15 protein-coding genes are annotated in these 13,022 nt (G+C 71.8%); 8 read left to right on the top strand and 7 right to left on the bottom strand.

Annotated elements, in window-relative coordinates; translation table 11 throughout:
• Positions 1-7: 7 nt before the first annotated feature.
• A complete protein-coding gene (locus ASF75_RS07060; RefSeq protein WP_042537701.1) occupies positions 8-1,081 on the bottom strand; it encodes a 3-oxoacyl-ACP synthase III in 1,074 nt (357 codons plus the stop codon).
• Positions 1,082-1,150: 69 nt separating this feature from the next.
• Positions 1,151-2,329 (bottom strand): RimK family alpha-L-glutamate ligase, encoded by a 1,179-nt coding sequence (locus ASF75_RS07055; RefSeq protein ID WP_031259540.1) that lies wholly within the window; start codon positions 2,327-2,329, stop codon positions 1,151-1,153.
• Between the two features lie 87 nt (positions 2,330-2,416).
• Here ASF75_RS07055 and ASF75_RS07050 point away from each other — a divergent pair, with 87 nt between their 5' ends.
• A complete protein-coding gene (locus ASF75_RS07050; protein WP_042537687.1) occupies positions 2,417-2,899 on the top strand; it encodes an ATP-dependent zinc protease in 483 nt (160 codons plus the stop codon).
• A 118-nt stretch (positions 2,900-3,017) separates the two neighbouring features.
• On the opposite strand, the gene ASF75_RS07045 is transcribed toward ASF75_RS07050, so the two are convergent.
• Both ASF75_RS07045 and ASF75_RS07040 read right to left on the bottom strand, forming a co-directional pair.
• On the bottom strand, positions 3,018-3,911 hold the full coding sequence (locus ASF75_RS07045) for an alpha/beta hydrolase (protein ID WP_042537689.1): 894 nt from the start codon (positions 3,909-3,911) through the stop codon (positions 3,018-3,020).
• On the bottom strand, positions 3,908-4,498 hold the full coding sequence (locus ASF75_RS07040) for a TetR/AcrR family transcriptional regulator (protein WP_056070042.1): 591 nt from the start codon (positions 4,496-4,498) through the stop codon (positions 3,908-3,910). The genes ASF75_RS07045 and ASF75_RS07040 overlap by 4 nt, the downstream gene beginning before the upstream one ends.
• 62 nt (positions 4,499-4,560) lie before the next feature.
• On the opposite strand from ASF75_RS07040, the gene ASF75_RS07035 reads away from it, so the two are divergent.
• Positions 4,561-5,763, top strand: a complete 1,203-nt coding sequence (locus ASF75_RS07035; protein ID WP_056070039.1) for an MFS transporter — start codon at positions 4,561-4,563, stop codon at positions 5,761-5,763.
• Here ASF75_RS07035 and ASF75_RS07030 read toward each other — a convergent pair.
• Positions 5,669-6,037, bottom strand: a complete 369-nt coding sequence (locus ASF75_RS07030) for a YciI family protein (protein WP_056070036.1) — start codon at positions 6,035-6,037, stop codon at positions 5,669-5,671. The genes ASF75_RS07035 and ASF75_RS07030 overlap by 95 nt on opposite strands.
• A 126-nt stretch (positions 6,038-6,163) precedes the next feature.
• Here ASF75_RS07030 and ASF75_RS07025 point away from each other — a divergent pair, with 126 nt between their 5' ends.
• The 6 genes from ASF75_RS07025 to ASF75_RS07000 all read left to right on the top strand — a co-directional run bounded on the left by ASF75_RS07025 (position 6,164) and on the right by ASF75_RS07000 (position 11,354).
• Positions 6,164-6,574, top strand: a complete 411-nt coding sequence (locus ASF75_RS07025; RefSeq protein ID WP_156463821.1) for a hypothetical protein — start codon at positions 6,164-6,166, stop codon at positions 6,572-6,574.
• Positions 6,571-6,879: a transcriptional regulator gene (locus tag ASF75_RS07020; RefSeq protein ID WP_056070030.1), complete on the top strand. Its 309-nt coding sequence runs from the start codon at positions 6,571-6,573 to the stop codon at positions 6,877-6,879. Before ASF75_RS07025 ends, ASF75_RS07020 begins: the two co-directional genes overlap by 4 nt.
• 82 nt (positions 6,880-6,961) lie before the next feature.
• Positions 6,962-8,236, top strand: a complete 1,275-nt coding sequence (locus tag ASF75_RS07015) for a sensor histidine kinase (RefSeq protein ID WP_235517568.1) — start codon at positions 6,962-6,964, stop codon at positions 8,234-8,236.
• A complete protein-coding gene (locus ASF75_RS07010) occupies positions 8,218-8,937 on the top strand; it encodes a response regulator (RefSeq protein ID WP_017886834.1) in 720 nt (239 codons plus the stop codon). The genes ASF75_RS07015 and ASF75_RS07010 overlap by 19 nt, the downstream gene beginning before the upstream one ends.
• Before the next feature lie 462 nt (positions 8,938-9,399).
• Positions 9,400-10,281 carry an ABC transporter ATP-binding protein gene (locus tag ASF75_RS07005; RefSeq protein WP_056070990.1) on the top strand — a complete coding sequence of 294 codons (882 nt, stop codon included), beginning with the start codon at positions 9,400-9,402 and terminating at the stop codon, positions 10,279-10,281.
• A complete protein-coding gene (locus ASF75_RS07000; protein ID WP_056070027.1) occupies positions 10,278-11,354 on the top strand; it encodes an ABC transporter permease in 1,077 nt (358 codons plus the stop codon). Before ASF75_RS07005 ends, ASF75_RS07000 begins: the two co-directional genes overlap by 4 nt.
• A 148-nt stretch (positions 11,355-11,502) precedes the next feature.
• Here ASF75_RS07000 and ASF75_RS06995 read toward each other — a convergent pair whose 3' ends face one another.
• Positions 11,503-12,006, bottom strand: coding sequence for a flavin reductase family protein (locus ASF75_RS06995; RefSeq protein WP_017886837.1), 504 nt, complete (start codon positions 12,004-12,006; stop codon positions 11,503-11,505).
• The gene (locus ASF75_RS06990) at positions 12,003-12,515 is read right to left on the bottom strand and encodes an NADPH-dependent FMN reductase (RefSeq protein WP_017886838.1); all 513 of its coding nucleotides are present in this window, start codon (positions 12,513-12,515) and stop codon (positions 12,003-12,005) included. The genes ASF75_RS06995 and ASF75_RS06990 overlap by 4 nt, the downstream gene beginning before the upstream one ends.
• Between the last annotated feature and the right edge of the window lie 507 nt (positions 12,516-13,022).

Here is a 13,022-nt window from a genome sequence, read left to right as displayed (position 1 = left end):
CGGGACCTCACCAGTGGAGTTCCATCATCGCCGTGTTGATGCCGGAGCCGACGCCGCCCAGGAACACGCGGTCACCGCGACGGATGCCGCCGGAGGCGACCTCGTCGGCCAGGGTGATCGGGATCGACGCGGGGCCGACGTTGCCGAACCGCTGGTAGGTGGTGGGGACCTTGTCGCGCGGGATGCCGATCGCCTCGACGAAGGCGTTGGTGTGCACGTCGGAGACCTGGTGCAGCACGTAGCGGTCCATGTCGGCCCAGTCGAAGTGGGCGCGGGCCTCGGTCCAGGCGGCGACGACGAGCTCCATGCCGCCCTTGAGCAGCATCTTGGCGTCCGTGAACATGCCGTCGACGCTGCCGACGCACAGGTCGTACCACTGGGTCGCCGCGCGGGTGACGCCGCCGACGATCCGGTGTCCTTCGGGGTGCAGGTCCGCCGGGCCGAGCACGGCCGCCGCAGCGCCGGACCCGAGGGTCAGGCTGGCGAACTCGCTCATGAAGTCCTTGCGGTTCCGCCCGCCCTGGTTCAGGCGGTCGATGGTGTTGAGCTGCACCTGGTCGGCGTCCTCGCCGTCGACGACGAGCGCGTACTTGATCTGCCCGGAGTCGATCATGCCCGCGGCGACGCTCATGGCGTTGACGAACCCGAGGCACGCGTTCGCGATGTCGAAGTTGATGGCCGACGACGGCAGCCCGAGCCCGTGGTGCAGGCGGACGGCCACCGACGGCTCCAGGTGCGGACGGGTCACCGAGGTGTTGATGAGCAGGCCGATCTCGTCCGGACGCACCCCGGCCTCGGCCATGGCACGGCGGCCGGCGTCGATCGCGGCGTCCTGGAAGGTCTGGCCCTCGCCCCAGTTGCGACGTTCGATGACCCCGGCGACGCGCTCGAGCAGCCCCATCGGCAGACGGAGTCGACGGAGGACCCCACGGAGCTTGGCCTCGATGTCGGCCGAGGTCGTCACACGCTCCGCCGTGGTGGTCGCCACGGAGAGCAGTGAGACGTTCCGGTGCTTCGCCGTGGCGTTGCCGGGCTGCTCCGGTTCACTGCTCGATGCCTGGTCGACCGGCCGTTCCGTCATGATCGTCACCGACACATACTTCCGCATCTGGCCTGTGTGCGCGATCCGGATGCGCTGGACGGCTCCGGATCAGACGTCCTTCGGCAGCTTCCGCACCTTCGCGCGCCGCTTGCGGCGCTCCGGGATCATCGACCGCATCTCCTCGAGCTTGCCGAAGCAGAGCAGGCGGTCCCCCGGCTCGAGGGCGACGCCACTGCGCGGGTTCGGGATGACGTTCGAGCCGCGGTGCAGCGTGAGGACCGTGATGTCACGGTCCCAGAGGCCGGACTCCTTGATCGTCTTGCCGACCAGGTCCGCGTTGGTGTGCACGAGGAGCTCAGCGACGCCGTAGCCGGTCGAGACGGACAGCCGCTGGCGGACGTCGATCTCGGGGAACGCCACCTGGTTCGCGATGAAGTCGACGACTGCACCGGCGATGTCGAGGCCGGTGGCACGCTCGACGCCCTCGAGCCCCGGTGAGGAGTTGACCTCCATCACGAGCGGCCCGTCGTTGCCCTCGAGCATGTCGACGCCGGCGACCTTCAGGCCCATGATCTGCGCCGAGCGGACGGCCACGGCCTCGTACTCGGGTGTGAGCGTGACCTTCTCGACGGTGCCGCCGCGGTGCACGTTCGACCGGAACTCGTCACCCGATGCGGTCCGGCGCATCGCCGCGACGACCCGGTCACCGACGACCAGGGCACGGATGTCCCGGCCGCGGCTCTCGGCGATGAACCGCTGGATCAGGACGTTCTGCTTGGTGGAGTGCAGGGTCTCGACGATCGACTCGGCGACCTTCGCCTCGGGTGCCAGGATCACGCCGATGCCCTGCGTGCCCTCGAGGAGCTTGATGACGACGGGCGCGCCGCCGACCCGCTCGATCGCGCCGCGCACGTCGTTGCGGCCGGCCACGAACGTCGTCGCCGGCATGCCGATGTCGTGCCGCGACAGGATCTGGTTCGCCCGGAGCTTGTCACGCGAGTTCGTGATGCCGTTCGCCGTGTTCGGCGTGTAGACGTCCATCTGCTCGAACTGCCGCACGACGGCGGTGCCGTAGTAGGTGATCGAGTTGCCGATGCGCGGCAGCACGGCGTCATAGTCGCTCAGCAGCTTGCCGCGGTAGAGCAGGTCCGGGTCGTCACCGGACAGGTCGATCGCGAAGCGCAGCGTGTTGAGCACCTTGACCTCGTGCCCGCGGTCGAGTGCCGCTGCGCGGAGGCGCTGGGTCGAGTACGCCTGGGGCGCACGCGACAGGATGGCGAGTTTCATCGAGGGGTTCTCCGCTGGGTCGGATCGACGGCGACGCTCCATCAAAGCATGCGGACGTGGCCGCGGAGCATGCGACAGGATGGGCACATGGCCCGAGCTCCGAAGTCCTCCGACCGCGGGCTCGTCGTCGCCGGGTGGCGGGAGTGGGCGGGCCTGCCGGACCTCGGCGTGCCGTGGATCAAGGTGAAGCTCGACACCGGCGCCCGGAGCTCCGCGTTGCACGCCTTCGACCTCGAGGAACTGCCCGGCGAGCGGGTCCGGTTCTCGCTGCACCCCTGGCAGGACACCGATGCCGACGCCGCCACGATCGAGTGCGACGTGCACGACCGGCGCGTCGTCCGCAGCTCCACCGGGCACACCCAGGAACGCATCGTGGTGCTGACGCAGATCGCCCTGGCCGGGCGCGTCGTCGAGTCCGAGGTCACGCTGAGCAACCGCGACCAGATGGGCTTCCGGATGCTCGTCGGGCGCGAGGCGCTCCGGCAGGGCTTCCTCGTCGATCCTGCGCGGTCCTTCGTGGCCGGGCGGGCTCCGAAGGAGATCCGGCGCCGCAACCGCGGGCGCGCCTGAGCGGTCCTGGTCACCCGGCACGGGCGGTTGCCGCGACCGGTCGACGGCCTGGAGGCGCGGTGCGGGGCCGCCACGGGCCTCCCGTCCGCCTCGACGTGCGTCCGGGGCGTGGGTCGGGTCAGCGACCCAGGTGCCGGCCGAGGAAGGCGAGCTGCTGCGGCGCCAGACGGCGCCAGTAGCCGTGCGTGTGGCCGCCGGGTGCGAAGCCCCCGGCCGGCGGCTCGGCGAAGCCGTCGACGTAGGCGTGCACCGCCGGCGCGAACCCGTCGCCGTTGCCGCAGTCGACGCGGACCGCGACGCCGTCGAGCGCACGCTGCCGCCCGAGGACGGTGTTCGCGCGGAAGTCGGCTGCGTCGTCGAAGGCACCGCGGGCGGTGTCGGCGGCCGACTTCCAGAGCGCGGGGCTGATGGCCGAGACGGCCCGGACGCGCGCGGCGCCGAGAACCCCTGCGAGCCGGAGCGCGCCGAAGCCACCCATCGAGTAGCCGGTCACGGCGAGGCGGTCGGTGTCGTACCCGCGGCGGGCGATCAGGGGCAGGAACTCGTCGACGACCATCGCGGCGGGGTCGTCCCCGTCGGCTCGTGGGTGCCAGTAGCGGTTGCCACCGTCGATCGAGGCGATCGCGAACGGGGCTCCGCCGGCGGCCACGTGCGCCGCGAGGAACCGGTCGTAGCCCAGGCTGCGCCCGAAGAACGAGGTGTGGTCGTCGCCGTACCCGTGCAGCGCGACCGCCACCGGCAAGGGGGTGTCGGACGCCGGTGCCGCGATCGTCCAGCCGACGGTGCGGCCCTTCCGCGCCGCCGACACGAAGGTGCCGGAGGTCGTGGGGACGGGCTCGACGTCGGGGACCGTGCCGTCGGTGCCGTCCAGACCGAGGACCCGGTACATGGTCGAGCGCCCGGGCAGCAGTCCGAGGTTGATCGCCTCGGCCACGGCTCCCGCGGCGACGACGCCCGTCCCGCCGATCAGCAGGGAACGGCGGGTGATCGTGGCAGCACGCGATCGGGTCATGGGGTGGGCGCCGTTCCGTCGGGGGTGGTGTGTTCCCGGATGAGGGACGCGGCGACGGACCGTGCCGTCGTCGTGTCGAGCGCGGGGTCGCGCAACCGCATCGCAAGGGAACCGGAGACGATGAGGAGCAGCTGGTCGGCGAGGGCCTCGGCACGGGGACCGACCACCGGCGCGGCCCGCGACACGAGCCGCTGCCGCAACGTGGTGGTCTCGAGGTCCAGGACCTGCCGGACCTCGGCTGGCGCGTCCGCGTACTCGGCGGCGGTGCCGAGGAAGGCGCACCAGCGGGAGCCCGTGGGCGTCGAGCGGTACTCGTCGAGGGCGTCGAACACGGCCAGCAGCCGGCCCAGGTCGTCCCGTTCGGCGGCGACCGCACGGTCCCAGGTGGCGATCCAGTCGTCGTGGCGACGGGTGAGGGCCGCGGCGACGAGTGCCTCCTTGCTCGCGTAGCCGCGGTAGAGCGTCGCCGTCGAGACCCCGGCCCGTTCGAGGACGGCGTCGATCGGGGTGGCGGCGATCCCCTGCGAGAAGAAGAGCTCCTCGGCGGCGTCGAGCAGCCGTTGCTCGGTTCCTGGGCGCATCACCATGACAGCACCCTAGGGTCTGAAAAGTGAAACGATCGTTTTCGTTGCGACATCGACTGCTCCTCGTGAGCGGACTCGGCCTGATCGCGGCCACCTACGGCCTGGTGCGGCTGGCGTACGGGCTGTTCCTGCCCGACGTGCAACGCGACCTGGGGCTCCGGTCCGACGCCGCCGGATGGGTCTCGTCGGGCGCCTCGGCGCTGTACTGCGTCGGTGCGGTCGCCGGGTTCCTGCTCGCCGCACGGATGCCCCGGGTCCTCGTCGCGGTTGCCACGCTGGTGGCGGGGGTCGGTGCGATCGCCATGGCCACCGCCGACGGTCCGGTGCCGTTCGGTGTCAGCGCAGTGCTCGCGTCGGCAGGCGCCGGGCTCGCGTCCCCCGCACTCGTGCGACTCGTCGCGGAGCAGGTGCCGTCCGCGTTGCTCGGTCGAGCGCAGGCGGTCGTGAACGCCGGCACCGGACCGGGGCTCGTGGGCGCCGGGGTCCTCGCGCTCGTGCTGCTGCCCGACTGGCGGACGGCCTGGGCGGTGTCCGCGGTGTTCGCCCTGGCCGTCGGAACCCTGTTGCTCGTGGTGTCCCGGGGTGGTGCGGCGACATCCCGGCCCCCACTGCCCGGTGCTCCGTGGTTCGCGGCGCACCGAGGGGTCATCGTGCTGGCGCTGCTGTTCGGGGCCGGGTCCGCCGTCGTCTGGACCTACGGTCGTTCGGCCCTGGTGGACGCCGGTGCGTCGGTCGTGGTCTCGGTGTCGGCCTGGATCGCGCTCGGGGTCGGCGGAGCGGCCGTCGTGGTCACTGCGCGGTGGACGAACGGACTGCACGCCCGGACCCTCTGGGCGGTCACGGCGGGCTCGGTCGCCGTCGCCGTCGTCGTGCTGGGGGCCTTGCCGCAGTCGACGGTCGCAGCACTGCTGGCGTGTGCCGTGTTCGGTTGGGGCTACACGGCGGCGACCGGGGCGCTGATCGCGTGGACGACCGAGATCGACTCCGAGCGGTCGTCGGCCGGCACGTCGATGCTGTTCGTCGCACTCGTGCTCGGGCAGGCCGTCGGCGCGGCGGGTGCCGGAGCGCTCGTCGGTGCGATCGGGTTCGTCGCGACGTTCGTGGTCGGGGCCGTCGTGACCGCGGCGAGCGCCGTCCCTGGGGTGGTCCGTCGGCCGGGCGACCTGCGTGCCGTCAGAGCAGCGGGCGGAGCTCGATCTTCCGGTTGCACGCCTGCGACGCCTGGTGCGCCACCCGGGCCGCCGTCTCGGCGTCCGGGAGCTCCATGACCCAGAAGCCGGCGACGTACTCGTCGGTGCCGGTCGCGGGTCCGGTCGTGGCGCGCCCGGCCGTCGCGGGGCCGGTGGCCGCGTCGCCCGCACCTGCACGGGCGTCGACCAGGGTGGCGTCGGCCGGTGCGGAGACCCCGGCCGCGAACACGATCGCGTCGGCCATCCGTTGGTTGAAGGCGTCGACCGCGGCGGCTTCGGCGTCGGTCGCGGAGTACGTGTTGCCGACGGCGGCGGCCTGGCCGTCGTCGATGACGTTGACGAGGAACTGCATGGCGTCTCCCCTGCTCGTTGGCGGGAGGCTACTCTCGCCGCGCACCGACCGACCCCTTCGCCCCGAAGCTGCGGTTCCACTGGGACATCCGCGGATGCGGCAGTTTCACGTTTACCATCTGTGAACATGAACACTTCCACTCGAGGAGCTGCAGCCGGGACTCGCCTCAGGCAAGGGCGCGGCTGGCAGACGCCGGTGTTCCTGTGCAGTGCCGCCCTGGTCGCGTCCTTCGTGTTCGTGGCCGAGGGGCTGGGTGCCCCGCGGCTGCCCGTCCTCGCGATTGCCGCTGTCGCCGTCACCGCACTGTGGCTCGTCGCGAGTACCCGGCGGGTCGTCCCCCGCGGAGGCAACCGACTGATGACCGTCGCCTGGGTCGCAACCGGCGTCCTCTACGTCCTCGCCGTTGCTCCGCTCGACGCCGCGGTGCTCCGAGGACTCGACGGGTCGACGTCGCTGATGGCATGGGGAGCGACCTCGCTCGTCGTCGCAGCTCCACTCATCGTGGCGGCAGCGCAGGCTCGGCCGCGGCGCCGATGACGAGCGGCGCCCACCCTCGGCACGAACTCGACGACCGGATCCACTCGCCGGTGCGGTTCTCACTGCTCGCCCTGCTCAGGACGGTGGACGAAGCGGAGTTCGGTGTCGTCCGGGACGCACTCGAGGTCAGCGACTCAACACTGTCCCAAGCAGCGGCGGTTCTGGGCGAGGCGGGGTTCCTCCGCGTCCGCAGGCTTCGCGTGGGGCGGAGCACGAGGAGCTGGCTCGCCCTCACCGACGCAGGACGGGATGCGTTCGAGCGGCACGTCGCCGTCCTCCTGGCGATCGCCGAACCCGACGGGTGACCAGAGCACCGTGAAGCGAGCGGACGCCGAGCAGTCCAGCGCGATGGCGACATCGCACCGGGATTCCGCTAGCGTTTCGCGAGTGGGGACGACGGCGGAGTGGTCGCGACTGCCGGTGGGGCGGCACGAGTACCGACAGGACACGGTGCTCGCCGTGGTGCTGGCCGGTGGGCTCGCGCTCACGACGTTCCTGTACGGGTCGGCCGGCACGTACGGCGACGACCAGGCCGCCTGGTGGGTCTCGGCCCTGATGATCGTCGCGAACGCGGCACCGATCGCGTTCCGCCGAAGGTTCCCCATGTCGGTGGCGTTGGTGTCGGCGGTGGCGTTCGCCGCGACGCAGCTGCTCCGTGTCCCCGAGGTCTTCCTCGTCAACTTCACGCTCTTCATCGCGCTGTACACGGTCGGAGCGTGGTGCTCGGACCGGGTCCGGTCGGAAGCGGTGCGCTGGGTCGTCATCGGTGGCATGTTCGCGTGGCTGTTCATCGCGATCTCGTTCGGGTGGGCGTCACCGAACTCCCTGCCGAACGACACGGACTCGCCCGTGGCGCCGTACGTGGCGTTCTCGCTGCTCAACATCTTCATCAACGTGATCTACTTCGGCGCCGCCTGGTACGCCGGCAACCGCGCCTGGGCCTCCGCCGTCGCGCGGCACCAGCTCGCCGAGCGCACCGCCGAACTCGCCGCGGAGCGGGAACGGTCGGCCGCGCAAGCGGTCACGATCGAGCGGGTGCGGATCGCCCGCGAGCTGCACGACGTCGTCGCCCACCACGTGTCGCTGATGGGTGTGCAGGCGGGTGCGGCACGGCGCGTGCTCGACCGCGACCCGGGGCAGGCGTCCGCATCGCTCGAGGTGGTGGAGGAGAACGCCCGTACCGCGGTGGAGGAGCTGCGGCGGATGCTCGGTACCCTGCGCTCCGACGACGATGCGGCCGGCGGCGGGACGACCGGTGGCGACGGGCCGAGCACCGAGGGCATCACGCGGATTGCCGAACTGGCCGAGTCGGCCCGGGTGGCCGGCCACCCCGCCGAGTACGTCGTCGTGGGTACCGAGCGCCCGGTGCCACCGACGGTGGCCGCCGTGGCGTACCGGATCGTGCAGGAAGCGGTCACGAACATCCTGAAGCACGCCGGACCGACCGCCCGCGCCGACGTCCGGCTGCGGTACCTGGACGACAGCGTCGAGGTCGAGGTCGCGGACGATGGACTCGGTGCCCGTGCAGCCCGGAGCACCTCCGGCAGCGGGCTCGGACACGTCGGGATGCGGGAACGCGTCGACGCCGCGGACGGACGGATCGAGATCGGGCCACGCGCCCGGGGAGGCTACCTGGTGCGTGCATGGCTGCCGACGACGTGAACGGGACGGCCGACCTGACCATCGTGCTGGCCGACGACCAGGAACTCGTCCGTGCCGGGTTCCGCGTGATCCTGGAGTCCGAGCCGGGCTTCCGGGTGGTCGGAGAGGCCTCGGACGGAGCGCGGGCGGTCGAGGCCGTGCAGGCGCTTCGCCCCGACGTGGTCTGCCTCGACGTGCAGATGCCCGGCGTCGACGGGCTCGAGGCCGCGCGGCGGATCGCGGCGCTGCCGGACCCGCCGGCGGTGCTCATCCTCACGACGTTCGACAGCGACGACGCACTGTTCCAGGCGCTCGAGGCGGGAGCGAGCGGGTTCCTGCTGAAGAACGCCTCCCCCGAGCGGCTGATCGACGCGGTGCGGACCGTCGCCGCCGGGGACGCCCTGCTCGCGCCGGACGTCACGCGGCGGGTGATCAGCCGGGCGACGGCGACGACGCTGCCGGAGACCCGGCCCGAGCCGGCGACCACCGCGACGGCAGCGACGTCCGGCCGGGATGCGCTCACCGCCGCCGGGCTCACCGAGCGGGAGACCGAGGTGCTGCGGCTCCTCGCCCGGGGCCTGAGCAACGCGGAGATCGCCGCCGAGCTCTACGTCGGGGACGCCACCGTGAAGACCCACGTGTCGAACGTGCTGCAGAAGCTCGCACTGCGCGACCGGATCCAGGCGGTCGTCTGGGCGTTCGAGCACGGCGTCGCCGGCTGACCGAGCCCGACCGATCCGGCACCGGCGGGACAAGTCCGCACGGTGCCGAGTTCGCAGACATCGCCGCACCGTGCGCCATCGTTCAACCCGTGCGGCCTTGACCGCACCGTGCCCCGCCACCACAACGCACCGAGCAACCAAACCCGCACCAGCCCAACAAGCCCGCACCGTGCCCACCACCGCACCCCACGCCCGCACCGTGCGCCATCGTTCAACCCGTGCAGCGTTGACCGCACCGTGCCCCGCCAGCACGACGCACCGAGCAACCAAACCCGCACGAGCCGAACAAGCCCGCACCGTGCCGACTCGACGCACGCACCCCGCACCCACCCCGCACGCTCCTCCCCCACGCGGTGGAGCCGGCCCCCACCCAAGTCCCGCCTGGCGGCGGAGGCGGGGCGTGCCTCCCGGCCAATAGCGTCGAGCGCAGCGACGACCAGCGTCGTGACGAAGGGGAACGACATGCTCACCATCGAAGGGGTGACCAAGCACTTCGGTGACCGCCGGGTGCTCGACGACGTGGGGTTCACGGTCGGCAGCGGCCGCCTCACCGGCTTCGTCGGCGGCAACGGCGCCGGCAAGACCACCACCATGCGCATCATGCTCGGCGTGCTCCAGGCCGACGCGGGCACGGTCTCGATCGACGGCACCGCGGTCCGTCCCGCCGACCGCCGCCGCTTCGGCTACATGCCCGAGGAACGCGGCCTGTACCCGAAGATGCCGGTGGCCGAGCAGATCACCTACCTGGCCCGGCTGCACGGCGTCGACAAGCGCACCGCGACGACCCGCACCGGCGAACTGCTCGAACGACTCGAGCTCACGCAGCACGCCGGCGACGCCGTCGAGAAGCTCTCGCTCGGCAACCAGCAGCGCGTGCAGATCGCGGCGGCGCTGGCCCACGACCCCGAGGTGCTCGTGCTCGACGAGCCGTTCTCGGGCCTCGACCCGATGGCCGTCGACACGGTGCTCGGTGTCCTGCGCGAGACCGCCGCCCGTGGCGTCCCGGTGCTGTTCTCGAGCCACCAGCTCGACGTGGTCGAACGGCTGTGCGACGACGTCGTGGTCATCGCCGGTGGCACGATCCGCGCCGCCGGTCCGCAGGAGGAACTCCGCAAGCAGGCCGGCCCCGCCGCGTGGGAGCTGCTGGTCGACGGCGACGTCGCCTGGCTCCGCGACGAGCCGGGTGTGGCCGTGCGGGAGTTCGACGGCGGCTACGCGGTCTTCGAGGCCGACGCAGCCACCGCCCAGCGCGTCCTGCAGCGTGCCGTCCAGCACGGCTCCGTCGGGTCGTTCTCGCCGCGGGTGCCGCGGCTCAGCGAGGTCTTCCGGGAGGTCGTCCGATGAACAGCTCCTTCGTGCAGGCCGTGCGGCTCGTCTCCGCTCGCGAGATCCAGGCACGCATCCGCAGCAAGGCCTTCGTGGTCTCGGCACTCATCCTGATCGGCATGGTGGTCGCCTCGATCGTCGTCGGCGGGATCGTGAGCAAGGCCACCGCCGACGACACCACCGCGGTCGCGGTCGTCGACGGCGTCTCGCTGCCGACCACCAGTGGGCTCGACGTCACGAAGTCGGCATCGGTCGACGACGCCGAACGGCTCGTCACGAAGGGCGACGTCGACGCCGCGATCGTGCCGTCGGACGACCCGCTCGGCTACAAGGTCGTCGGGCTCGACGAGGCCCCGTCCGAGGTCGTCTCGGCGTTGAGCGTCACCCCGCGCATCGAGCTGCTCGACCCGGACGCGCTGCCGGGTGGGCTGGTCTACCTCATCGCGATCGCGTTCGGCGTCGTGTACTTCGCGTCGGCGGTGACGTTCGGCCAGTCGATCGCGCAGAGCGTGGTCGAGGAGAAGTCGACGCGGGTGGTCGAGATCCTGATGTCCGCGATCCCGGCCCGGGCGCTGCTCGCCGGCAAGGTGCTCGGCAACAGCATCATGGCGTTCGCCCAGATCGTCGCGGTGGCCGTCGCCGCCATCGTCACCCTGGCGGTGACCGGGCAGGACAACACGTTCGCGATGCTCGGCCCGAGCATCCTGTGGTTCATCGGCTTCTTCGCGATCGGGTTCGTGCTGCTGGCGTCCCTGTTCGCGGCCGCCGCCGTGCTGGTGTCCCGGCAGGAGGACGTCGGCAGCGTCACCACCCCGGTGATGATGCTCGTGATGATCCCGTACTTCCTGATCATCGTCGCGTACGACAACCCGACGATCCTCGGCATCATGTCGTACGTGCCGTTCAGCGCCCCGATCGGCATGCCGATGCGGATCTTCCTGGGGACGGCCGAGTGGTGGGAGCCGATCCTGTCGCTCGTCATCGTCGCCGCTTCGGTGGTCGCGGTCGTGGTCATCGGTGCCCGCGTCTACGAGAACGCGCTGCTCCGCACCGGCAGTCGCGTGAAGCTGTCGGAGGCGCTGCGCGGCTGACGCCGCAGGACCGGCAGGCCCAGCGCACCCGGCGCACCCGGCGCACCCAGCGCACCCGGCGCACCCGGCTGCCCCGGACGGGAGGCCCGCCCAGCGTGAGCAGACCTGCTCACGTGGGGCGGGCCTCCCGTCCGTTGCCCGGCGCCGGTCAGGCGGTCAGCGTCGCGAAGGCGGACCGGTGCCAGACCAGCGGATTGTGCGCGAAGTCGGACATGAGTCCGAGCACCCGGAGCACCACGATGTCGTGGTCGCCGGCCGGGTAGGTGTGCTCGACCGAGCACTCCAGCCAGATCGGCGCCCCCTGCAGGAACACCGCGCCCGTCTCGGCGACCGTCGTGTCGACACCGACGAACCGGATCGACTTGTCCCGCGATGCGAGCTGCCGGGTGACCTGCGCGTGCCCCTCACCGAGGATCGAGACCCCGATCGTGCCGGCGTCGCGGAGTACCGGCCACGTGGTCGACGTGTGCTGCACGGCGAACATCACGAGCGGTGGGTCCTGTGAGACGCCGACCGTGAACGAGGACGCGACGAGCACGGTCGGTTCGCCGTCGACGACGGCGGAGAGCGCGGCGACACCGCACGGGAACCCGGAGAACGCCTGCTTGAGCGCGGAGCGGTCCGGGGCCTCGGTGGAGTAGGGGCTGATCATGACGCGGTTCCTTCCTGGTGAGCGGCGGCGGCGAGGACGACGTCCTGCCAGCGGGCGAGCCACACGTCGGTCGATGCGGGGTCCGAGTAGTGCTTGTCGTTCAGGTACAGGGCTGGGGCGACGACGGTCGCGCCGAGTTCGACCAGCACCGGTTTGAGGAAGACCTCCGGAGCGAGGGCGTGCGCCGGACCGGCACCGAGCATGAGCGGCACCGCGACGACGCCGGCGAGTCCGTCGCCGGTGCCGAACTGGTCGAGGAACAGCTTGAGCACGCCGGTGTACGTCGCCTTGAACGTCGGCGACGCGACGACGACGAGGTCGGAGCCGGCGACGGTCCGGACGGCGTCCGAGACGGCGGGGTCGCCCCAGCCGAGCAGTCCGGCACCGAGGTCGATGACGTCGACGACGTGGTCCGGGGCCCGGCCGGTGAGCCGCTCGAGCACGACCGTCGCGGCGTCGAGTGTCCGTGAGGCCGGCTTGGGGTTGCCGGCGACGACGGTGGTGATCATCGGGGTGCTCCTGTCGATGGGCGGGTGGTGGGTGCTTGGTGCAGTCCACCGCTCGTTCGTTTCGCCGCCGTACCGCGTCCGTATCGGCTGGGTTACGCCAGCTGTCCCTGCCCCGCGGCACCCGAATGTCCCGGTCAGCGGGGCTGCGCGTCCGGGTCTCCCGGCCATTCCGCCAGGCACGGTCCCCACTGACCGCGCCGAATTGTGAGAGCGGCGTTTCCGGAAGTCGCCTCGGATGGGTCCGGCGTGTTTCGCCCCGCCGTCGCCGGCCCGTGACCGCCCGGATCCGCCCCTGCACGCGGGTCGGTGGCGCAGTCGTCCGCCCCGGATCCGTGGGTCGAACGCCCCTCCGCGTCGGGCGCCGCAGGTGGCCTAACACCAGCGAAACAAACGCCTAACAGGACCGTTACCGGGCGACCCTCTGTCGGCACGCCCTGGCCGTTACATTCGCATCAGCCCCACTGCAGCGGCCGGCGTCACCGGCGATCCGCCACACCGTCGGCCCCG

The organism is Curtobacterium sp. Leaf154, assembly GCF_001424595.1.
Classification (GTDB): domain Bacteria; phylum Actinomycetota; class Actinomycetes; order Actinomycetales; family Microbacteriaceae; genus Curtobacterium; species Curtobacterium poinsettiae.
The sequence above is the reverse complement of the archived record's forward strand: the minus strand, read 5'-3'. Positions and strand labels throughout refer to the sequence as shown.

Coding starts and splice junctions, on each gene's coding strand:
- ASF75_RS07020 (WP_056070030.1), top strand. CDS start 6,571: ATGACGAGCGGCGCCCACCCTCGGCACGAACTCGACGACCGGATCCAC.
- ASF75_RS07025 (WP_156463821.1), top strand. CDS start 6,164: ATGAACACTTCCACTCGAGGAGCTGCAGCCGGGACTCGCCTCAGGCAA.
- ASF75_RS07010 (WP_017886834.1), top strand. CDS start 8,218: ATGGCTGCCGACGACGTGAACGGGACGGCCGACCTGACCATCGTGCTG.
- ASF75_RS07000 (WP_056070027.1), top strand. CDS start 10,278: ATGAACAGCTCCTTCGTGCAGGCCGTGCGGCTCGTCTCCGCTCGCGAG.
- ASF75_RS07045 (WP_042537689.1), bottom strand. CDS start 3,911: ATGACCCGATCGCGTGCTGCCACGATCACCCGCCGTTCCCTGCTGATC.
- ASF75_RS06990 (WP_017886838.1), bottom strand. CDS start 12,515: ATGATCACCACCGTCGTCGCCGGCAACCCCAAGCCGGCCTCACGGACA.
- ASF75_RS06995 (WP_017886837.1), bottom strand. CDS start 12,006: ATGATCAGCCCCTACTCCACCGAGGCCCCGGACCGCTCCGCGCTCAAG.
- ASF75_RS07005 (WP_056070990.1), top strand. CDS start 9,400: ATGCTCACCATCGAAGGGGTGACCAAGCACTTCGGTGACCGCCGGGTG.
- ASF75_RS07040 (WP_056070042.1), bottom strand. CDS start 4,498: ATGGTGATGCGCCCAGGAACCGAGCAACGGCTGCTCGACGCCGCCGAG.
- ASF75_RS07030 (WP_056070036.1), bottom strand. CDS start 6,037: ATGCAGTTCCTCGTCAACGTCATCGACGACGGCCAGGCCGCCGCCGTC.
- ASF75_RS07050 (WP_042537687.1), top strand. CDS start 2,417: ATGGCCCGAGCTCCGAAGTCCTCCGACCGCGGGCTCGTCGTCGCCGGG.
- ASF75_RS07060 (WP_042537701.1), bottom strand. CDS start 1,081: ATGACGGAACGGCCGGTCGACCAGGCATCGAGCAGTGAACCGGAGCAG.
- ASF75_RS07055 (WP_031259540.1), bottom strand. CDS start 2,329: ATGAAACTCGCCATCCTGTCGCGTGCGCCCCAGGCGTACTCGACCCAG.